Origin of the sequence: Haloimpatiens massiliensis (assembly GCF_900184255.1) — a bacterium.
Classification (GTDB): Bacteria; Bacillota; Clostridia; order Clostridiales; family Clostridiaceae; genus Haloimpatiens; species Haloimpatiens massiliensis.
The window spans coordinates 14,799-37,892 of the sequence record NZ_LT854634.1; the positions used below are offsets into that span (position 1 = coordinate 14,799).

Here is a 23,094-nt window from a genome sequence, read left to right on the forward strand (position 1 = left end):
TCTCTACATACTAATTTACCAAAATTGTTGGCAAAATACAATAAACTATATATTTTTTAATTTTATATTTAATATAATGATTATCCCACAAAAGCATTACATTACCTGAATTATGAAATTTCTCTGGAATGACTTGCATAAGAAGCAAAAGAACTGTTTAAATTTAATTTTAGAAATTCTTCTTTTAGACAGATAAAATTATCGTAAGCCTGGCAAGGACGCCAGGCTAGCAAACCTGAGGCAGGACGCTGAATGTGAGCGTTAGATAATTTTATATGGCTAAAAGATTAGAATTTCTTAAATTAAATTTATTGTTCCGAGCTCTTATGCAAGTTATGGAGAAGAAATTTCATAATTCCATTACATTGTACCTTATTGTGGGTTAATCATATAATAAAAAGATTTAATTTATTTAAAACTAACTATTTTTATTATGAAATTATTATACAATTTTTGTTGTCTAATTTTCACTACATTTTCCACAATTAATATTTCATAAAATCTAATTAACTTCACCATACCAAGCTAAATTATATTTAAAAGATTTTTGTAACAAACAATTTATTTTTATCATATTACATATTATATAATATATTATTTTAATCAAAAATACTATTAAATTTTAATTATTATGGAGAGTGAGTTCAAATTGAATATAGAGGAAAATCACAAATATAACACTTGTAATTTTTCCGAATCAGGAATGATAAAATATGACTATAATATTAAAACACAAAATTCAAATATAACTTTTAATTCAACTTCTGTATCTATCTTACCTCCAAATGCAAGTTGGTCAGATATGGAAGGGTTTGTTTTAAAAAGATATGGACCTTTCAGATTTAATTTTACAAATGCAAAAAATGATACTATAGCTGAAATAGTATTATTTATCTCTTATGGTTGTAATGGAAAATTTAATTCTTCTGGTCACTATTTAGCTGACGCAACTGTTTCTCCTTATTCAATCTTCGCTAATCCTGGATACCACTTTACTTGTAATGTTACCGCTAGTGACCCAATAAATTTTGGTACTACATCAGACCCAATACCTGGTGTAAATTTAAAATTGCAAATGCAAGTTAAAAGTTATAATAAACTTATATTAAAAAAGCCTTATACTTCCTTAGAAAATTCTACTAATTTAAAAACTCCATTAACCTTAAGTAAATATACTTGTCATAATCGCCTTAATACAATAGAACAATATTTAATTGTTTGTATACGGGGTGATTGTCAGGCACATGTAATTACCGCTTACGGTTATTAGATTTTCATAATAAAGAGAGATAGAATCTCTTCTATCTCTCTTTATATTAACCATTATTCAACTTGTCTTACACAATCTTTGTTGTCCATTCTTCACAATTCCAGACCTCTGTAACCACATCCCTATAAAATTCAGGTTCATGGCAAACCATAAGTATAGAGCCTTTGTATCCTTTTAAAGCTCTTTTAAGTTCATCTTTAGCTTCTACATCCAAATGATTGGTAGGCTCGTCCAGTATCAATATATTTGTTTCCTTATTTATAAGCTTACATAGTCTTACCTTAGCTTTTTCGCCTCCAGATAAAACTACTATTTGACTTTCTATATGCTCTGTAGTAAGTCCGCATTTTGCTAAAGCTACTCTTACCTCATACTGAGTAAATCCTGGGAATTCATGCCAAACCTCTTCTATGCAGGTATTATAATTTCCTTCTTTTTCTTCTTGCTCAAAGTACCCTATTAACTGATAATCTCCTAGTTCTATTTCCCCTGAAAGTGGTTTAATTTTTCCCATTAAACTTCTAAGAAGAGTGGTTTTACCGATACCATTAGCTCCCACAAGGGCTATTTTCTGACCTCTCTCCATGCTTATATTTAAAGGCTTTGAAAGAGGTTCTCCATATCCTATTACTAAATCCTTAGTTTCAAAAATCATTTTTCCAGAAGTTCTTCCTTGTTTAAAATTAAATTCAGGCTTTACCTTTTCCTTTGGAAGTTCTATGATATCCATTTTATCAAGTTTCTTCTGTCTTGATTTTGCCATATTCGTGGTAGCAACTCTAGCCTTATTTCTAGCTATAAAGTTCTTAAGACCTTTTATTTCCTGCTGCTGTCTTTCATAAGCCGCTTCCATTTGCTTTATCTTTGCTTCTCTTTGTGCCATAAAGGTATTGTAGTCTCCCACATATCTTTCTAACTTTTTATTATCCACATGATAAATTAAATTTATAACGCTATTCAAAAACGGTATATCATGAGATATAAGTATGAATGCATTTTCATAATTTTGAAGATATCTCTTAAGCCACTCTATATGCTGCTCATCCAAATAGTTAGTAGGCTCGTCCAAAAGAAGTATGTCTGGATTTTCTAAAAGAAGTTTTGCCAAAAGTACCTTTGTTCTCTGTCCACCACTTAGCTCAGCTACATCTTTATCCAGCCCCACATCTCTAAGTCCAAGCCCCCCTGCTACTTCTTCTATTTTAGCATCTATAACATAAAATCCATTGTTATCCAAAAGATCTTGAATAGTCCCCATATCCTCCAAAAGCTTTGTAAGCTCATCCTCTGAGGCATCAGCCATCTTTTCTGTTATATCCATCATTTCCTTCTCTAGATCAAAAAGATATTGAAAGCTTTGTCTAAGTATATCTCTTATGGTATTGCCCTTTTGAAGCACTGCATGCTGATCCATATATCCAACTCTAATTCTATTTGACCACTCTACAGTCCCCTCATCTGGTGCTATCTTTCCAGTTATTATATTCATAAAGGTAGATTTTCCTTCTCCATTAGCTCCTATTAAACCTACATGCTCTCCCTTTAAAAGTCTAAAAGACACATCTTCAAATATGGCTCTAGCTCCAAAGCCATGATTTACGTTTTTTACTGTTAAAATACTCATCTCTTTTCTCCTCTTCCGTATTTTGTTTTTCTAGCTCTGATTTTTAATCTTCTCCGCTATTTCATTTAAATACTCCCATCTTTCCATTAGCTCTAAAAGTTCACTTTCAAGCTCTTCATTCTTAGCTAATAACTCCTGAAGTAGTGTATAATCACTAGCAGTTGAATTTATTTTTTCTTCAATCTCTGAAAGATTTTTTTCTACTCCTTCTATAACTTCATCTATTTTTTCATATTCTCTTTGCTCTTTATAGGAGAATTTTATTTTAGAAGGCTTAGTGCTATTTTTTAAATCATTATTTTCACTCTTTTCTTTTTCATTTTTCTTATATTTTTCTCCATTTTGTTTATCTTTAGGTAGTTTCTGCTGTGTACCATCTTCTACACATGAATTTTGCTGCGTTTTTTCTAAAAAATCCACGTAGTCTGAATAATTTCCTGTATGCTCTAAAACCTCACCATTTCCTCTAAAAGCAAGTATTTTATTTGCAATTTTATCTAAGAAGTATCTATCGTGGGAAACTGTAACCACTGCTCCTTCAAAGTTTTCAATATAATTTTCTAAAATATTCAATGTATCTATATCTAAATCATTGGTAGGCTCATCTAAAAACAATACATTAGGTGCATACATTAAAACCCTTAAAAGTTGAAGTCTTCTCTTTTCTCCCCCAGATAACTTACCTATAGGAGCATATTGTATATCTCCTGAAAACAAAAATCTTTCCATCATTTGAGAGGCACTTATAGAATGTCCATCTGCCGTTTTTATAAATTCTCCTGCTTCTCTTATATATTCTATGGCCCTCATATTTTCATCCATGTGAGTGTATTCTTGAGAAAAATATCCTATTTGCACTGTTTCCCCCACATCTATTATGCCTTTATCAGCTTTTATATTTCCTGATAAAATATTTAAAAGAGTAGACTTACCAAGTCCATTGTTTCCTATTATACCTACTCTATCTTCTCCACTCAATATAAAATTAAAGTCTTTTATAATTTTTTTGTCTCCAAAACTCTTATTTATTTCCTCTGCAATTATTACTTTCTTTCCGAGTCTAGTGCTGCCAACACATATATCCATGTTTTCATCATCTACATATCCTTCTTCTGCTACTAGTTCTTTAAATCTATCCACTCTAGCCTTTTGTTTAGTTCCTCTAGCTTTAACTCCCCTTCTTATCCATGCCAATTCTCTTCTATATAAGTTTTGTCTCTTTTGCTCTAGAGACTTTTCTAATTCTTGTCTTTCTACCTTAGCATTTAAATATAAGCTATAATTTCCTTCATAGCTGTACAAATTTCCTCTATTTAGCTCCAATATTCTATTAGTTACCCTGTCTAGGAAATATCTATCGTGGGTTATCATAATAAGAGAACCCTTCCTGCTATTTAAGTATTCTTCAAGCCATTTTATAGTTTCATTATCCAAATGGTTGGTAGGCTCATCTAATATCAAAATGTCACAAGGTCTGATAAGTGCTCCTGCCAGAACTATTCTTTTTCTCTGCCCACCGGAAAGCTTTCCTACCTTCGCATTAAAATCATTTATTCCAAGCTTTGTAAGAATTATCTTAGCATTACTTTCAAGGCTCCATGCATCAAGTGCATCTATCTTACTTGTAATCTCCATAAGTTTACTTTGAAGATTTAAATTCTCAGGATTTTTCTCTATACTGTCCATTATTTCTTCATATTCCCTTAAAACTTTCATCACCGGAGAATCACCCTTAAATATTTGCTGTATAACCGTTAGCTCCTCCTGAAATTCCATGCTTTGATTTAAATATTCTATAATAAGTTTATTTTTCTTTATTACGTTTCCCTCATCAAAATTTTCTACCCCTGCTATAATCTTAAGGAGAGTAGACTTTCCTGTACCATTTATCCCTATTAGTCCTATTTTTTCTCCCTCATTTATGCCAAGAGACACCTGCTTTAAAAGTACCTTCTCACCATAGCTCTTATTTATATTTTCTAATGTTATTAAATTCATTTTATCTTCCTTTCTATCTATGTGAATCCACAATCTCCAGTACTTACTTCTCAAATTACAATTTTCAAAATTATAGGAGAAACTTTTATTATTAGTGCACTATATTTTTTTACATACATAATATATTATATCTTATTTTAATTGTAAATTCAGTAAAAAATAATACCATATTATAAAAATAGGACTGCTATACTAGTCACTCAGTATAGCAGTCAATAATAAATATAGATAAAATAAATCTATATTTAGCTCTAAATTACTTCAATATACAATTATTTTACGGCAGATATATAATACATTTCATCATTGTCAATGCACTTGTTTATTTTAAAATAATTTTTCATAATTTCACAGGTAATCTCTGCCTTTGGGAGTATATGTTCTTTTACAGCCTCCTTGGAAGCATGAACCCTGTTTATATCCTCCTTGCTTTGAGAATGACAAATTATTATTTTACCATTTTCCTTCATAAGCTTTCTTAAATGACTAAAAAGTTTTTCCTTATCTTTAAAATGTGGATATGCAGAATAAATGAATATATAATCAAAATCTTTTTCTTCATTAAATTCTACTACATCTTCTGCATAAAATTTTACTCTATCATCCTTATATTTACTTTTGGCAACCTGTATCATATTTTCTGACAAATCTACACCATAAATTTCTTTAGGATTTGTCTTCATTAAATATTTTATAAGAACTCCTGTCCCTGTACCCACATCAAGGATTTTAGACTCTTTCTTAACATCACTTATATCTATTATATGATTTATTTTATTTTCATCATGATGACACATATCATCCCACTTAAATGCTACTTGGTTAAAGAACTCTTTATCATTCATCATGCAGTTACTTTTTCCCCTTTCTCTAGTGCCTTTACCACTACAGGAATTAATATTAATTGTATAATTATGCCTATAAAGCCTTTTACAAAGGCTCCTGTTAAGAATGCTTTAAATACAAAGTTATTTCCTTTAGCAGTAAGTAGTATATAATTCATTATACCAGATATTAGTCGTCCACCAAACATAGATAATACCAATGCAAACATTATATTTAATCTTTTTTTCTTATATAAATATCCTGATAAAAATCCATAAGCTGCAAGTTCACACGCCATAGAAATTCCTGTTGGAAATAATGGTGGCATTCCTGTTAAAAATGAATTTAAAAGTGGTGTTATAAATCCTACTACAATTCCATACTTCCACCCAAGCACCATTCCACATAATAAAACTGGTATATGCATAGGTAAAAACACAGGTCCCGCCATGCCTACCATATGAAAAAAGTAAGGTAAAATTAATCCTATTGCTATAAAAATAGCTACCTTGATCATGTTATTAGTTTTACTGTTCATTTTTATACCCCCCGATAATATAATTTCTATAAACAGAGCTCTTAGCTTCAGATGGAGTTTTTACTCCATCTGAAGGTTAGAGATCGTTATCCATGGACGTAGCTGCCGTTATCTCCCACTTTGTTAGAAGTGGGAGTGTTACGGCAGGTAGTCATCGGATAAAAAAATAAAAAGGTAGAGAAAAATCTCTACCTTCGTGGTAACATAATATATTCGTATAATTTTATTCAATTATTAAATTTTATTTAATGCTTTGGATTTATATAAATAACGTTATAGTGATTCGTTCACTTTAACTTCACTCTATAATTCTTCTAATTAATACAAATTATAACATGTATTTTATAACTTGTCTACTTATTTTTCACGTGACTGCCTCTTATTAACTTCTATCTCCTTCGCTACCTCTCTTTCAGCATACCCAAAATTTATATCTTTATTTTCTCCCCCTAGAGATAAAAATCCCTTTGTCAAATCTTCCGTGGTAGATTCTAAAACCAGCATAAATTGATTGTATGCAAAATTATATTTAGGATCATTTTCATCTTGTCCAAAAACTCCTATTAAAAATTCCTCAATCATTTGATCCATTCCCCAAAGCTTCAAATGCAAAAGTTCATGAAGTAATACAGCTTCATAATTATTCATCTTGGCATTATGATTGTTTAACATTACTATTGCCTGTTTATTGGAACAGTCTATCTTTATATCTCCAGATTTTCTCCATTCACTTTCTACTAAATGTAGTTTTATATCCCAATCCTTTAACCTAAGTATTTCTTGCCACTTTTCTAAATAATTTTGTGCCTTCTTTAAATCTATTTTAGCCATATTAAGTCCTCCAATTTAACTTTTAATTATCTATTTAATATTTCTTTAAATCAAATCCCAAAACATTAATATTATCATTCTTATTTAATTTTTCATCATAATTCTTCCTAAGTTCAATCATATTAAGATGATCAAATCCACAATCTATATAAAATTGTAGTGCTGAAGTATTTCTGGGTATAACACTTACAAAAATAGATATTATCCCTTTTTCTTTCATCATCTTGTCCAGTTCCTTTATAACGTATTTTCCAATTCCATGTCCTCTATACTGTTCTACAATAAATATATCTTCAAGCCATGCAGCATCTTGTCCTCCAAATCTTACGCTTATAAATCCTATGTTTTTACCTTCATTTAATATATTAAATACCTTTCCCGCTTCCATCCATTCCTTTAAGGTTTCCAATGATTCTTCATCATTTGTCCAAAATTCTTTAGGGGCATTTGTAAGCTTTCTATGGTAATTAAAAAAATCTGTTATCATTTTTACTGTTTCATCAAATAAAGATTCTTCTATTTCTTTTAATTGTATATTCATATTTTCCCTCCTATTTAACCTATATTAATGATTAACAAGAATATTAATTATTAAGGAATTTTTGACAAGTGACCTCCTATTTAACCTATATTAATGATTAACCCACAAAAAGTATTAAATTACTTGAATTATGAAATTTATCTGGAATGATTTGCATAAGAAGCAAAGGAACTGTTTAAATTTATTGTTCCGAGATCTTATACAAGTCACTGAGGAGAAATTTCATAATTCCATCACATTGTACCTTTTTGTGGGTTAATCATATTAATAAATTTTTATCTTTTTATCTTCAAATACTCATAAATCTTTTTCCATCCCTCAATCTACATTATTTTTTATGTTATAAATGCATAATTAAATTATGCCATAATTCTATGAAAGAAATTATGGCATAACCTTAACTATATTATAAAATACTATGCATTCAAAATTTCATTTTCCTGTTCCTGTACAAATTGATTAGTGTACAAGTTATAATAATAACCTTTTCTTCTCATAAGACTTTCATGATTACCCTGTTCTAGTATTTTTCCATTTTTTATAACTAATATTCTATCTGCAGATACTATAGTAGAAAGTCTATGAGCTATTACAAAGCTAGTTCTTCCTTCTAACACCTTATCTATAGCATTTTGTATTACCCTTTCTGTTTCAGTATCTATAGAAGAAGTAGCTTCATCTAAAACGAATATAGATGGATTCGCGACTATAGCTCTAGCAAAGGATATAAGTTGTTTTTCTCCAGTAGATAGCATTCCCCCACCTTCACCAACTTCTGTATCATATCCCTTATCCATTTTCATTATAAAATCATGAGCGTCTACTAGTTTAGCTGCTTCTATTATTTCCTCATCTGTAGCATCTAATCTCCCATATCTTATATTTTCTTTTATGGTACCACTGAAAAGATGTGGACTTTGTAAAACGTAGCCTAAATTAGCTTGAAGCCAACTAATAGATCTTTCTTTATAATTAACTCCATCTATTAAAATTTCTCCAGCTGTAGGCTCATAAAATCTACAAGCAAGATTTACTATAGTACTCTTTCCTGAACCTGTTTCTCCAACTAAAGCTATAGTTTCTCCAGCTTTTACATCTAAGTTAAAGTTATCTAAAACCTTTTGACCATCTTTATATGCAAAGGACACATCTTTAAAGGTTATGCTCCCATGAACCTCTGGCCAATTTTCCATTTTGGGATTGTACTCATCTCCATAAATCTCCTGAACTTCTTTAGAATCGTATATGTCTGATTCTGTCTCTATCAATGATAAAATTCTCTCTGCAGAAGCTTGAGCATGTTGAAGCTCTGCTATAGTAGCTGCCAATTGGCTTACTGGTTCAAAAAACTGAACGCTGTAGGAAATAAACATCATTAAAGTTCCATAGCTTATGGTTTTTAAAAGTACATCCTGTCCTCCAAACCAAAGAGCTAAACCCGTTCCAATGCTTCCTAGAGTTAAAACTATAGGAAGGAAAAGAGCAGAAAACACCGCAGCCCTGACTGCTGAATCTCTCATATTTTTTGTATCTAATTTAAACTCTGTTAAATTATCTTCTTCTCTAACTAATGTTTTAGTAGTTTGAGCTCCTGTTATACATTCATTAAAATCCCCTGTTATACGAGAGTTTATTTTTCTAACCTTTCTATAAGCATCCAATATCTTTTTCTCAAAATATATTCCTATTAGAAACAATGGTGGAACCACACACAACGTTATTAATGTAAGTTTCCAATTGTGATAAAACATAACGCCTGCAAAACCCATCATCATAACTAAAGCCCATACCATGTCTGTAAGTCCCCAAGAAACTATTTCACTTAACCTATATATATCTGACGTCATTCTAGACATCATCCATCCTACAGGAGTAGTGTCATAGTAAGAAAATGATAATTCCTGTAACCTTTTAAATCCAAGTTTTCTTATATGGTGGGCAAGCTTAGTTTCTACCCCTCCAGAAAAAGTTACTAGAAGCTTTACATTTATAGCTTGAATTCCTATGACTACTATATAAACTATTGAAAATTTTAAAAGTCCTTGTACATTTCCAGTTATTACGAAATTATCTATGGCATATTTAGTAAGGTAGGGTATTAAAACATCAATACCCGCTACCCCTATCATTACAAATCCTAAAATTATAAGCTGCTTTTTAAAATCAGCTGCATACTTTAAGAGTTTCCTCCAAAGCCCAAAATCAATTTTTTCATTTTTATTGCTGAAATTTTCTTCTACATATGCACTCAAACAATTCACCCCCTTAACTTACCTTGCTGCCACTTGAATGCTCACCCTCTGATGAACTTTGTATTTCCCAAATACGCTTGTATAGCCCGTCTTTTTTAATAAGTTCTTCATGACTACCCATATCTACTATTTTGCCTTTATCCAATACTATTATTTTATTTGCTTCCTTTAAAGTAGACACACGGTGAGAAATTATCAAAGTAGTAACTCCCTTACTTCTTTTAGACAAAGCTTTTCTTATTGCCCTGTCTGTTTCTGTATCCACTGCACTTAAGGAATCATCAAAAATTAATATAGGACTCTTATTTATAACTGTTCTGGCAATAGCAACTCTCTGCCTTTGTCCTCCAGACAATGTTACTCCTTTTTCTCCTACTAAAGTTTCATATCCTCTGTCAAAGCCCATTATTACATCGTGTACAGCTGCAATATCAGCAGCTTCAAATATATCCTTATCTACTGCTTCCTTTTTAGCAAGACTTATATTATCCTTTATACTTTTGGAAAATAGAAAAGGTTCCTGAAGAACTATCCCTATATTCTTTCTTATCCATTTTCTGTTAATATTCTTAAGTTCCACTCCATCTATCTTTATAGAACCTCTATCATAATCGTACAATCTAGCTAATAAATGTACTAAGGATGACTTTCCGGAGCCTGTTCTTCCCATTATACCTACTGTTTCTCCTTTTTTAACTTTAAAGGATACTCCATCTAGTACTGGTACATCCTTTTCATATTCAAAATACACCTGTTGAAATTCTATATTTCCTTTTACTTCAGGTTTTAAATCCTCTAAACTTATTTTCTCTTCTTTTTCCCCTAAAACCTCACTAATACGGTTTATAGACACTACCATTTTACCTGCATCAGATAATATCCTACCAAGCTGCCTAACTGGCCATAATAACATTCCTTCATAAGTTGTAAAAACAAATAAGGTACCTAAGGTCATTTCGCCTCTTGCAGTTAAATAAACTCCGGCAATTAATACTGCTCCTGTTTGAAGCATACATAAAAAATCTGAAATAGACCAATAATTTCCTCTAAGAGCATACATCTTGTAACTTAAATCTCTAAACTCTTCACTTCTAGCATTAAATTTATCTACTTCATATTTTTGTCTTCCAAAGGCTCTTACCACTCTAACACCAGATAAATTTTCTTGAAGTGCTGTGGTCATTTTAGCCTCAGATTCATCTGCTTTTTGGAATAACTTTTTTATGCCGTTAAAGAATATCCAAGAATATGCAAATATTATAGGCACTGCTGCCATAGCTATAAGGGTCATTTTAACATTTAATGAAAGCATCATGGTTATAGAAAAGATTAGTATAAAAACTGCTCTTCCAATGTCCACTAGTTGCATAGCTAAAAATCTTCTTATAGTATCTACATCAGAGGTGCATCTTTGAATCAAGTCTCCAGTTTCACATTTTACATGATAATCATAAGGTAAATGTTGAATATGATTATACAAAGTTTCTCTAATATTTTTAGCTATATTTTCTGAAGCTGAAGCTGACCACCTTCCTTTTAAAAATAAAAATATTCCCCTTACTAAAGTTATAATTACCAATAATATTGTACAAATCCAAAGGTTTTGAACTAACACAGATTTGCCTCCCAAGAAGTTCACGAACCTTACTCCCGCCTCTGAAAGCTCCATAGGTTTTCCGCCTAATATAGAGTCTATGGTAGTTCTTATAACTAAAGGTGATAAGGTAGAAAAAAATGTTGCAAGTCCTATACTGAGTATTGCCCCAATATACTTAAGTCTATTTCCTTTCATAAAATTCCACAAAAGTTTAGAATTTTTCACATAAAGTCCCCCTCTCTATTGCATTTTTTAAAATAACTCACGTAAAAACTAATGGTTTCCTAAAATATTTGCTAAATAATTTTTTCATAACTGCACACCTCCATAATATATAAAAAACCGTAGAAATTTTTCTACGGCTCTAATATCTTAAAACAAAATACTACTATAGAATACAAAAGCCATAGGTCACAATTAACCCATGGCAGTACAATTTCAAACAAACTTATCACAAAGAAATATTAACGGTAATAAGCATAAAATCACACTATATTCCAAAGGCCGTGTACAGTATCTAATTTACTTAAATCTGAATTGCCAATATAACATATATTCATTTTACTTAACATTTCACGACCTCCTTTTTTCAAATTCTTTTTTATTAATTTTCACAATATTTAGTATAAACTACTTATATATTATTTGCAAGTAATATTTTCAAAAAACTTTAAAAAATACTAATGTACTTTTTTATACAGCTATTCATATATCCAATAACATGATTATCCCACAAAAGCATTATATTACCTGAATTATGAAATTTCTCTGGAATGACTTGCATAAGAAGCAAAGGAACTGTTTAAATTTAATTTTAGAAATTCTTCTTTTAGACAGATAAAATTATCGTAATCCTTAAAAGGACGTCAGGCTTACGAACCTGAGGCAGGACGCTGAATGTGAGCGTTAGATAATTTTATATGGCTAAAAAATTAGAATTTCTTAAATTAAATTTATTGTTCCGAGCTCTTATGCAAGTCATGGAGGAGAAATTTCATAATTCCACTACATTGTACCTTATTGTGGGATAATCATAACATACTATTTAAATATATATTCTCCAGTAACTAGGTTATATATCATCCTCCATAAATTCATCTTTATCTCTCCCCTTATTCTTTCGCGTTTCTTTATCATTATCCATTCTTTTTATGCCCATTGCTGAAAGTTGCTTGTTAGTATTTTTTCTTTTACTCATATTTTTCACTCCTATTTTATATATTTCATATATATATTTCCAAATATTAAGAATTTTATACGCAAAAATAATACACACAATGAAGATTTAATATGTTAAAATAATATTGACTTTTTTATAAAATAAACCTTAATTTAGACAAAATTTTTACTATTCCATAATGTAAAAGGGAGAAAAAACTATGTGCAAAACTAAAAAAACTGAAGTAGTAATACTTTTAACTAATACGGGCACATTGCTATCGAAAGTTATACAAAGATACACTAATGAACCTTATACCCATGTTTCTATAGGCTTTGACATTGAATTAAATCAAATATATAGTTTTGGAAGGATATTTCCACAAAACCCACTAATAGGTGGCTTCATAGTTGAAAATAGATATGAAGGACTTTATTCTATATTTACCAATGTAAATTGTGCAGTATATACTCTGCGGGTGGACAAGTTACAATACGAAAAGATGAAGGAAATTATAAATACATTTCATAATAATAAGAATAAATACAAATATAATTTTATAGGTTTATTTGCTGTTGCTTTTAATATACCATTTAAAAGAGAAAATGCTTATTTTTGTTCTCAATTTGCAGCAACTGTCTTAGAAAAAAGTAATGTTAAAATATTTAATAAAAAATGTGAATTAATTACTCCTTCTGACTTTAGAACTTCCAAACATTTAAAACTAGTTTACAGTGGAAGATTATCGGATTATAGCTCTAATTTTACATCTATTTCTAACACTGAACTTTTACCTTTAATTTGATAAAATGATATAAATTAATATTGATTTTATATGCATTTAGCTACTATTGATTTGTTCTTTCATAATAGGGTTGAAAATTTAATTATGTAACCATGAAATAAAAAAGGATGAATATAAAAATGTACTGCTATTCATCCTTTTTATTATATGTAGTTTCTAACTTATATCATTTTTATTTAATATAATAATTATCTTTTACAGCCGTTATTTTTTAATCCGTATACTGCCCCCAGCATTCCAGCCTTGTTACCACAGCTAGCAACCTTTAACATTAAGTTTTTATTAAATGAAGGCATTATCATATTATCCAGATGATCTTTTATTAGATCTGTAATTAAATTTCCCTGAGCCGATACCCCTCCACCTATTATAATAAGGGAAGGATTAAATATGTGTACAAGATTTTTTAGTCCCAATGCAACATTATAGGTCCATTGATTAACTATGTCTTTATATATTTTTTCCCCATTATTGGCTCTTTCAAATATTATTTTTCCATTTAATTTTTCTTTTGTTCCTGCCTTTTCTTGTGCAAATTTTACTAAACCAGATGTAGATGCATATCTTTCATAACAACCCCTATGGCCACAATTGCATTCCACACCATTAGGATATAAATTCATATGTCCAAATTCCCCTGCTGAATAGCTACTTCCTGTAAACACATCTCCATTTAACACTATAGCTCCACCTATGCCTGTACCTAATGTAAGACATAAGAAGTTTTTCTTATTCCTAGCGGCTCCTGCCCACATTTCTCCTAAGGCTGCGCAGTTTACATCATTATCCACATAACAAGGATATGAAAATTCCTTTTCTATAATTTCTCTTAGCTTTACCCCTGTCCAACCAGGTATTGCATCCGTTGCAAATATAATTTTTCCAGCTACCCTATCCACTTGTCCTGCAGTACTTATGCCTATACCGCCTATGTCTTCGCCGTGTTCTTTTAGTAGAAATCTTATTACATTCTTTACTTTTTCTATTAGGCAATCTGCTCCCCTGCAAGCCTCTGTATCTGTACTATAGACATCCAGTATATCACCATTCTCTTCTACTACTCCGTATTTTATTCCAGTTCCACCTATATCCACAGCTAAGTATTTCACTGTTTCATCCTCCTATTTATTATTAATCTCATCAACAAACTTTTTAGTTATCAATTGTGGACGAGTAATAGCTCCTCCTGTAACCACTGCTAAAGCTCCCCTCTTTAAGCATTTTTTTGCTTTTTCTGGTGTATCTACTTTCCCCTCTGAAATTACAGGTATTTTTACATTGTCTAAAACCTGCATTAAAAATTCAAAATCATTATCTTGTATATCCATTCCTTTAGTATACTCAGTATATCCATGCATAGTAGTTCCTACAAAATCAAAACCACATGCTTCTGCTAATCTTGCTTCTTCTAAATCAGATATATCTGCCATCAATAATTGATTTGGATATTTATTTTTTATTTCTTTTACAAATTCACAAAGTTTCTTTCCATCTGGTCTTTCTCTTTTAGTAGCATCTATAGCAATTATGTGTACTCCCTCTTTACATAATTCATCTACTTCTTTCATAGTAGGAGTTATATAAACAGAACATTCTCCATAGGTTCTCTTAATTATTCCTATTATAGGTAAATCCACTTCACACTTTATAGCCTTTATGTCCTCTACTGTGTTTGCCCTTATGCCCACTGCACCTCCAATTTTAGCCGCAAGAGCCATTTTGGACATTATAAAAGAACTATGGAGTGGTTCATCCTCTAAAGCTTGACAAGATACTATCAAACCACCCTTTATTTTATTGATTAAATCTTCTTTCATTATAATCATCTCCTAAATATAACACTTACAAAGTCATGAAATTATCTCACTAAATAGCTATCTTAAATATAATTTTTCTTATATCCTTAGAATCTTTTACTTTTATACCTGTCATATGCACATCTTCTGGATAACATAATACAAAAGTCCCCTCTTTTATAGTTAATTCTCCTTCAATGTCACCTTTTAAAATATAAGCATCATCATTTTCATTATAATCCTTCTCTATTTCCATATTTTCAAAATTAGAATATAGCAATTTTTCCTCTCCATTTAACATATAGTGTACATCAATATATTTCTTATGAGACTCCCAAAAGCCTTTTTCTAAATCTTTAGTTTGATATTCTGCAACTACATAATAAAGCTCATCCCCATCCACTTTATGAACACCTTTTTCATCCTTTGAAAAATCATGTTCTTTCATAAATTTCAAAGCCTTACCTATATTGCTTTCAACATCACCATAAAGTTCTATATTTTTAATTTTATCAATTATCATATTGTATCATCCCCCTGTACAAATTGAACTCTTTTAACATACTCACTATTCTTAAATTTTTATAATTAAAATGCTAAAGTGTCTTTTTAATAAACTACTTTTACATTAAATTAAATACAAAATCACCTTATATTTGAAATTAGCCAGAAAACATGTCCATTTAAGTACTATGCTTTACTGGCAAATTAATTTAAACTGCTTACTTCGATTTATATTTATTATTTATCACCATATATAGTTAAGCTATCCAAATCTTTCTTTTTATCATCCTTAAATATTAAACTAAATATGTATCCAAATATCATACATGAAACTATACTTATAACTGAATACATCCAGAATGTAACTGTTGTAAAGTATTTTGCTGCCACACTTAACACTGCAGCTACTATAAATCCCGTCATAGCTCCCTTAGAGTTAGCTTTCTTTGTAAATATTCCAAGTCCAAAAAGACCTCCTACAACTCCAAGAACTAGTCCCATAAATCCATTGAACCAGCTATATGCAGATTTTAAATCAGAGTGAGCTAAAACTATAGAAACTACTATTGATACTATTCCAACTACTAAAGAAAGAATTTTAGCAAGCCTAGTTGCCTCATCATTGTCAACGTCACCTTTTATCAACTTATGTATATCTAAAGTCCAGCTTGTAGCCACACTATTTAGACCTGTAGATAAAGTTGATTGTCCTGCTGCAAATACTCCCGCTAATAATAATCCTGATATACCTGCTGGTAATTGACTAACTATGTAATTTGCAAAAACTTGGTCTTCTGCTTTTGATATTAATAATGCTGGGTTTTGCTTATAAAATACATATAATCCTGTTCCTATGAAGAAAAATACAGTTGCTATACCTATAGATAAAGCACCATTTAAATATGTCATCTTTTTCATTTCTCCAAGATCAGTAGTTGTTGTATATCTTTGAACCATATCTTGGCTTGATACATAAGATGAAAGTGTTGACAAACCTGCTCCTATAAGTACTATAAAGAATCCTTCTTTAAATATATTTAAGTTAAGCATTTGTGATAAATGTAAGAACTTAGCATCTGCCACACCAACTCTAACTACTTCACCTAAACCACCTTTAATTGTAAATGCCATATAAATTACTACAAATACAGCACCTAATGATAAAACAACACCTTGTATAAAATCTGTCCATAATACTGACTTAATTCCGCCTACGTATGAATATACTATTGCTATAACTCCCATAAGAACTATTAATATATTTATATCTACTTTTGTAACTATTGATAATGCCAATGCTGGTAAATACATGATTATAGACATTCTACCTACTTGGTAAATTATAAACATTATACTTCCTACTAATCTTAAACTTTTATTAAATCTTCTTTCTAAGTATTCATATGCTGTATCTAAATCAAGTTTCTTATAAACTGGTAAGAAATATTTTATAGTTAATGGCACCGCTATGAATATACCAAGCTGAGCCACCCAAGCTGACCAATCTGCTTTAAATGAACGTCCAGCTAAAGCTAAATAAGAAATTGGACTTAGCATTGTTGCAAATAAACTAACGGCTGCAACCCACCATGGAATTGTTCCATCACCTTTAAAATATTCTTTGCCTTTCATTTCTTTCTTAGCTACTCTTATACCTACATACAGTACAAACAAAAGGTATGCAACTAAAACTATATAATCCAACATTTCAAATGATGCCTTCATAAATAACCCCTCCATTTTATTTAATTTAATTGTTTTATTAGAGAAGATTATATAACTTGATAAAATATTATATAATCTTCTTCACTCTGTACATAGCTGATAATGTATCAATTTAAATTTAATGTAAAACTTAAACTTCTATTTTTCATCTATATATCACAAATTCTAATTATAGATACTTTGCAGATAATTCTTTTGCAAACTTAATTCCTTCTTCACTTAATTTTTTCATAGGTTGTCTACAATATCCTGCATCTACACCCTTATCTTTTAAAATCTCCTTAATAGTTTGATATAAACCATTACTTAATATTCCTTCAATCAAGTCATTAGTAACATGCTGTACTTCATAAGCCTTTTCCACTTTACCGTTTTTAGCCAATTCAAAAATTTCTTTTGCTCTTTTACCATTTATATTAAATGTACTTCCTATAGCTCCATCTACCCCTGAAACCACTGCTGGTAAAAGCATTTCATCAAATCCAGAGAATATTAACTTATTTGGGAAAGCTTTTCTCAATCTTTCTAATAAATAAAAATCTGCTGCTGTAAATTTAACTCCAATTACTTTTTCATTTTCGAATAACTCTGCAAATTGATTTAGTGTTATATTAACTCCTGTTAAAAATGGTATTGAATATATTATCATATTGTTACCAGTTTCGCTTATAATCGTATCATAATAATTTTTTATTTCACTAAAATCAAATTTATAGTAAAAAGGAGTTACTGCTGATAGTGAATCATATCCTAAAGCTGTAGCAAATTTTCCAAGTTCAACTGCTTCCTTTAAGTTTATAGATCCTACTTGTGCAATTAATTTAACCTGCTCCTTAGCCTCATCCTTAACAATTTGGAATATTCTTTTCTTTTCTTCAGTAGAAAGCATGAAGTTTTCTCCTGTACTTCCTCCAACGTAAAGACCATCTATTCCGCATACATCAATATTGTGGCGAACTAGTTGTCTAAGTCCTTCCTCTTTAATGTTTCCGTTTTCATCATATGGTACTAATAATGCTGAAAAAATTCCTTTCATCTTAAGTCCTCCTCTGAATTTTAAATTATTGTATAATGCGCTTTTATGTGTTTTGTTCTCGTGAACATTTATTTGCAAAAAAAATCATTGTTTTTTTGCAAATAGTACATTTTTTTGCCTATAAACTAAATTTTCTAAAGCACAGAAGTTTTGTTATCCTTTTCATGAAGCCTTTGAAAATTCTTAATATTTTTATTTTCTAATAATATTATATATGTTCTCGTGAACATTTTCAAGTATAAAAATTATTTTTTTAACTTTTTTTATATCTCTCATGTTATAAAAATTCTATACTTTTATAGATAACTTCCACAACACCCTTTATTCTTATATATATAGACTAAATCATAAATTTATTAAATTAAATTTTTAATCTTCTCTATAATGAGATCCTAAACTTTTATTTCTATCTATCATAGCTTTTAGCACCACTATTACCGTATTAATATAATTATGAGCTATAAATGCTTTTTTACAATGCTTATTTTGTGATACGTATGTGTACAAATTAAATTTATCCTTTATATTATTAATAGTTTTCACTGCATCTTCTAGTGACTTCCTATTTCTTATTATGCTAGCACTTTTATACATAATCTCTCTTATTTCATTTATAACCAAATCTGGCTCTATAGTAGATTCTTTCTTATTACTAAAATAGAATACTTCATTAATATCTTTATAGACTTTTTTATTAATAGTTTTTTTCTCTATATATTTTATAGCCTCTTTTCCTGCTATTTTGCCAAATACCATAGCATTAACTGTAGACAATCCTCCAATTCTATCTGCACCATGTACCCCTCCAGTTACCTCACCAGCAGCATATATGCCTTTTATAGCTGTTTGGGCTTTTTCATTTATTTCTATACCACCGTTGGATGCATGGGCAAAAGGAAGTATTATTATCTTGTTTTCATTTAAAGCATTTTTATCTTTTAGCCACATAAAATAATTATATATAAGAGTATCTTTTATATTAAGCATATCCTTTGGATAATAGAAACCTACACCTTGGCAACTTTCTAAATATTGCCTAAACATGGTAATATCCACATATTTGGAATTTAATCTACATGTAAATGGGCCATGAGTGGATCTTTCTTTTAATATAGCCTGTTCATTTAAATTTTTATCTAAATTCTCCTTAAAGATATCTTCTCCCTTTGAATTTTCTAATTTTATATAATTAAACACTCTTTCATTAAATATAGTTTTATAATTTGGTTCTATATGTGCCGGAATGAATTGAATAAATTCCATATTAGTGAGTTTACATCCTACCTCTAATGCCTGGGTATGTGCATTTAAAGCCATATCTTCTGTGCTAAGGTTGTATTTATATATATTCGTAAACCCTCCACTGGCTATTATAAGTGCTTTAGCAGAAATTTGTACATATTCTTCTGAATCCCTTATAAATATTGCTGAAGAAAAATTCTCTTCTTCATCCTTCAATATTTTAATTAAGCTAGTATTCTCAACAATACTTACATTTTCTAATGATTTTAATTTATCAAAGGCTCTAATAGCTGTTTTAAAATCAAATCCATACCATTTTCTTGGCTTTTTATCAAAACAAGGTATTACAGTTTCTCCACTTATAGGTCTTCTAAATTCAATTCCTAAATCCATAAATTCTTTTATGTCTTTTTCAGCATTATCTATTAAAATTTTTACCATTTTTTTATTGGGAATGTGGCATCCTACTTCCATTATGGCATTTACAAAATCCTCTTTATCCTTTTCATCCTCTGCTACTACCATTCCAAGTCCCCAAGTTCCTGGATAAAAACTTGCTCCAGAGCAAAACTTACCACTGCTCACTACTGTAACACTTTTTCCTGCTTTAGCCACTTGTATAGCTGAACTTATGCCTGCAATTCCAGCTCCTACTACTAATACATCGGTTTTCATATGTTCTTTTATTTTCATAACTCTCCTCCTCTTTAGTTTATTTTATATTTTTAAAAAAGGCTTTCTCTAACTATTATTTTACTTTCCATAATATGAGAAGCTTCTTTAAAATTAGCATCTTTATATAGTTTTTCAAACATAAACTTTCCTGCTAAATATCCCTCTTCATAGGGCTGCTCCACCACTGTAGCCAGTACCTTTTTTTCTAGTATTAAACTTTTCATATCATCTGACATACCATTGCCCACAATTTTCATGGGTATATTATATCTATAACCTATATATTTCACTATATCCGTTAAAAATCTAGTAGCATATATTGATTTTACTTCTTTTGTCATGTGTTTTTCCAATATATCATGTAAACCATTCATTAAATTCTCTGAATATACCGGTCCTATCATAGTATTATTATTTTCTTCTGACATTCTTCTTAAAAAACCATTCATATATAGCTTGGAGGAAATTCTATCATCTACCGTATCTAAAACCAAAACCTTAGACTTCTCTTCTAGGGTATTTATAAGTATTTCCGCTGCAATTCTACCAGATTTAAAATAATTAGGACCTACGTGAAATATAGATTGATCTATATTAATATCCAATGTGGTAAAAACTATATTAGGATTTTGATTTCTTACTTCTTTCACCTTATCTTTTAACAAAGGAGTTATTATTATCCCCTGTACCTCTTCCTTTACAGCATCTTTCAACTGCTCTAACTGCTTTTCTGGGGTTTCAATATCTGTTTTTATTATCTTTATATTAAACCCATAAAATTTAAATTCCTTTTCAGCACTTTTGAGTCCTCTTTCTATTTCTTCTGTATAATATTTATTTTTTGATTTTATTATAAATGCATAAACACTTTTTTTCTTCTTACTAGCTAAAGAGCTACTTATTGGATTCTTTTTATATCCCAATTCTTTAGCAAGTTCTATAATCTTTTCTTTAGTTTCAGGCTTTATATTTTCACTGCCATTTAAAGCCCTAGCCACAGTAGTTCTTGAAACATTTAAAATTTTGGCTATATCTTCTTGTTTTATCATATTAACTACCACCATTGTATTATTTTTAATTTTCGTTAATTTTAAGCAAATTATAGCATGTTAAAAACTTAAGTGTCAAACAAACTGTAATGTATATCTTAATGCTCAATAATTACTCCATATATTATATATAATTATACACTACTTATCATTTCTAAAAACTTCTAAGCAGATTATCTAATACACTGTTTTAAATACAAATATCTTTAACACTATTTAATAAATTATCATATTATATATAGGAAGCTTTAAATTGCTTAAAGTAAATTTTCCTTAGCAATTTAAAAGTCTTCTTCTATAAAATATTATAATAAAAGGAAGGATTATAATGGCTCAAAAGTATTATGAACAAACTTTAAATTCAGTAGTTCCATTATCTAGTGACAAAACAAAGATTGAAAAGTTAATAGTTCATGTAATACAACAATCAGATAGCTCACTTGTTACTGACCTTGTACAAGCAGATTTCACAATATCTGATAACACTGGAACTCTTACACCAACTACTGATTGGACCTTAGATACTACAGACAATACTAATGGAAACTACGGTATTGTATTTGCTACAGGACAAGAGTTAGATTACACTAATTATGTAGTATCAATAATAAACAAATCCGGAAATTTATCCGATAAATTATTTATAGATTTTGCTCAAACTTTTGACAGCAGTGGAGATTCAACTTTAAGTTATTCTATCAACTCACCTGGAACCTATAAATTTGTACTTGACAGTGCAGATGGGACAACCTTAAGTAAAGCCTCTGCAGATAGTTACACCTTTAACAATCCACCTAATGCTGCTAACAGTTCTATTTCAATGGATACTAGCGTTTTAGATAAACCATATCTTGCACAAGTTATTTCTGGTGGAACCTTAAATGTGTCACTTTTATTAAATTTAAAAGATGCTGACAATAATGCTTTACAGGGTGCCTGCGAAGTTTCTGTATACGGTGATATGCAATAAGTTAATTAAAAAGGGCTACCTTTTATAGGTAGTCCTTTCCCATATTTTATATAAGAATATTATATTTGGGGATGATAAAATGATTTCAACTAAAATATTAATACAAGAAATTAAGCTAGATTCAATATCTTTTATATTAGATCCAGAAATAGATAATATTACAGCTAATAATTTAAAAATTTATCTCAATGATAATGAATTCTACGAATATGATTTAATTTATATAGATACTCCTTCTAATAAATTATACAAAATAATTCCTCATACTAATTTTCTTCTACAAGATATCTTAGATTTCAAAATTAATATAGCAGATATCAAATCAAACTTCGTAAAAATTATCTTCCTTACGCAGCTTCAGAATGGTTTGAAATTTATACCTTTTAAAATTTATCTTGCTGAAGAAGGTAAATATACTTTTACCCTAAATAAGTATAATTCCATAGATACTAATATTACTAGTTATCCTCTAATGGCTATAAAACCTTTAGACTTAGAAGAATGTCAGGCATGGACTGAAAATCCTAATTATTCTTATGGCGAAATAATCGATGTATACTTCAAATTAATAAATGAAGATGGTAATCCTGTTCCTAACGGATTCTATGAAGTAGAAATTGAATAATGTTTTGAAAATAAGGTACATGAAAATAAATA

The 23,094-nt window shown here is 29.9% G+C and carries 20 protein-coding genes; 4 read left to right on the forward strand and 16 right to left on the reverse strand.

The window, feature by feature from the left end; all coding sequences use genetic code 11:
- Positions 1-649: 649 nt before the first annotated feature.
- The gene (locus tag C1715_RS00215) at positions 650-1,270 is read left to right on the forward strand and encodes a hypothetical protein (RefSeq protein ID WP_102398682.1); all 621 of its coding nucleotides are present in this window, start codon (positions 650-652) and stop codon (positions 1,268-1,270) included.
- A 67-nt stretch (positions 1,271-1,337) separates the two neighbouring features.
- On the opposite strand, the gene C1715_RS00220 is transcribed toward C1715_RS00215, so the two are convergent.
- The 9 genes from C1715_RS00220 to C1715_RS19935 form a co-directional block, all read right to left on the reverse strand.
- Positions 1,338-2,894 (reverse strand): ABC-F family ATP-binding cassette domain-containing protein, encoded by a 1,557-nt coding sequence (locus C1715_RS00220; protein ID WP_102398683.1) that lies wholly within the window; start codon positions 2,892-2,894, stop codon positions 1,338-1,340.
- Positions 2,895-2,924: 30 nt separating this feature from the next.
- Positions 2,925-4,892, reverse strand: coding sequence for an ABC-F family ATP-binding cassette domain-containing protein (locus C1715_RS00225; RefSeq protein ID WP_102398684.1), 1,968 nt, complete (start codon positions 4,890-4,892; stop codon positions 2,925-2,927).
- 272 nt (positions 4,893-5,164) lie between these two features.
- Positions 5,165-5,740 carry a class I SAM-dependent methyltransferase gene (locus tag C1715_RS00230; protein ID WP_051931474.1) on the reverse strand — a complete coding sequence of 192 codons (576 nt, stop codon included), beginning with the start codon at positions 5,738-5,740 and terminating at the stop codon, positions 5,165-5,167.
- Entirely contained in the window at positions 5,737-6,255 is a 519-nt protein-coding gene (locus tag C1715_RS00235) for an ECF transporter S component (protein WP_102398685.1), read from the reverse strand. The genes C1715_RS00230 and C1715_RS00235 overlap by 4 nt, the downstream gene beginning before the upstream one ends.
- Before the next feature lie 357 nt (positions 6,256-6,612).
- Positions 6,613-7,086 carry a hypothetical protein gene (locus C1715_RS00240; RefSeq protein ID WP_102398686.1) on the reverse strand — a complete coding sequence of 158 codons (474 nt, stop codon included), beginning with the start codon at positions 7,084-7,086 and terminating at the stop codon, positions 6,613-6,615.
- A 34-nt stretch (positions 7,087-7,120) separates the two neighbouring features.
- Positions 7,121-7,627 (reverse strand): GNAT family N-acetyltransferase, encoded by a 507-nt coding sequence (locus C1715_RS00245; RefSeq protein WP_102398687.1) that lies wholly within the window; start codon positions 7,625-7,627, stop codon positions 7,121-7,123.
- Positions 7,628-8,043: 416 nt separating this feature from the next.
- Complete coding sequence (locus C1715_RS00250) at positions 8,044-9,879, reverse strand: ABC transporter ATP-binding protein (protein ID WP_102398688.1); 1,836 nt, start codon at positions 9,877-9,879, stop codon at positions 8,044-8,046.
- 13 nt (positions 9,880-9,892) lie between these two features.
- On the reverse strand, positions 9,893-11,701 hold the full coding sequence (locus tag C1715_RS00255; protein WP_102398689.1) for an ABC transporter ATP-binding protein: 1,809 nt from the start codon (positions 11,699-11,701) through the stop codon (positions 9,893-9,895).
- 847 nt (positions 11,702-12,548) lie between these two features.
- On the reverse strand, positions 12,549-12,674 hold the full coding sequence (locus tag C1715_RS19935) for a hypothetical protein (RefSeq protein WP_278320071.1): 126 nt from the start codon (positions 12,672-12,674) through the stop codon (positions 12,549-12,551).
- A gap of 181 nt (positions 12,675-12,855) precedes the next feature.
- Between C1715_RS19935 and C1715_RS19600 the strand changes: the two genes are divergently transcribed.
- Positions 12,856-13,440 carry a hypothetical protein gene (locus tag C1715_RS19600; protein WP_207654949.1) on the forward strand — a complete coding sequence of 195 codons (585 nt, stop codon included), beginning with the start codon at positions 12,856-12,858 and terminating at the stop codon, positions 13,438-13,440.
- Positions 13,441-13,628: 188 nt separating this feature from the next.
- Here C1715_RS19600 and C1715_RS00260 read toward each other — a convergent pair whose 3' ends face one another.
- From C1715_RS00260 to C1715_RS00290, 7 genes are all read right to left on the reverse strand, one after another.
- The gene (locus tag C1715_RS00260) at positions 13,629-14,549 is read right to left on the reverse strand and encodes an ROK family protein (protein ID WP_102398690.1); all 921 of its coding nucleotides are present in this window, start codon (positions 14,547-14,549) and stop codon (positions 13,629-13,631) included.
- A 12-nt stretch (positions 14,550-14,561) separates the two neighbouring features.
- Entirely contained in the window at positions 14,562-15,257 is a 696-nt protein-coding gene (locus C1715_RS00265; protein WP_207654950.1) for an N-acetylmannosamine-6-phosphate 2-epimerase, read from the reverse strand.
- 49 nt (positions 15,258-15,306) lie between these two features.
- Positions 15,307-15,759, reverse strand: coding sequence for a NanQ anomerase/TabA/YiaL family protein (locus C1715_RS00270; RefSeq protein WP_102398692.1), 453 nt, complete (start codon positions 15,757-15,759; stop codon positions 15,307-15,309).
- Positions 15,760-15,977: 218 nt separating this feature from the next.
- A complete protein-coding gene (locus tag C1715_RS00275; RefSeq protein WP_102398693.1) occupies positions 15,978-17,465 on the reverse strand; it encodes a sodium:solute symporter family protein in 1,488 nt (495 codons plus the stop codon).
- A gap of 169 nt (positions 17,466-17,634) precedes the next feature.
- The gene (locus C1715_RS00280; protein WP_102398694.1) at positions 17,635-18,501 is read right to left on the reverse strand and encodes an N-acetylneuraminate lyase; all 867 of its coding nucleotides are present in this window, start codon (positions 18,499-18,501) and stop codon (positions 17,635-17,637) included.
- A 369-nt stretch (positions 18,502-18,870) separates the two neighbouring features.
- Positions 18,871-20,436, reverse strand: coding sequence for an FAD-dependent oxidoreductase (locus C1715_RS00285; protein WP_102398695.1), 1,566 nt, complete (start codon positions 20,434-20,436; stop codon positions 18,871-18,873).
- 32 nt (positions 20,437-20,468) lie between these two features.
- On the reverse strand, positions 20,469-21,467 hold the full coding sequence (locus C1715_RS00290) for a LacI family DNA-binding transcriptional regulator (protein ID WP_102398696.1): 999 nt from the start codon (positions 21,465-21,467) through the stop codon (positions 20,469-20,471).
- Between the two features lie 328 nt (positions 21,468-21,795).
- On the opposite strand from C1715_RS00290, the gene C1715_RS00295 reads away from it, so the two are divergent.
- Both C1715_RS00295 and C1715_RS00300 read left to right on the forward strand, forming a co-directional pair.
- Positions 21,796-22,437, forward strand: coding sequence for a hypothetical protein (locus C1715_RS00295; RefSeq protein ID WP_102398697.1), 642 nt, complete (start codon positions 21,796-21,798; stop codon positions 22,435-22,437).
- 79 nt (positions 22,438-22,516) lie between these two features.
- Complete coding sequence (locus C1715_RS00300; RefSeq protein ID WP_102398698.1) at positions 22,517-23,062, forward strand: hypothetical protein; 546 nt, start codon at positions 22,517-22,519, stop codon at positions 23,060-23,062.
- Positions 23,063-23,094: the final 32 nt, after the last annotated feature.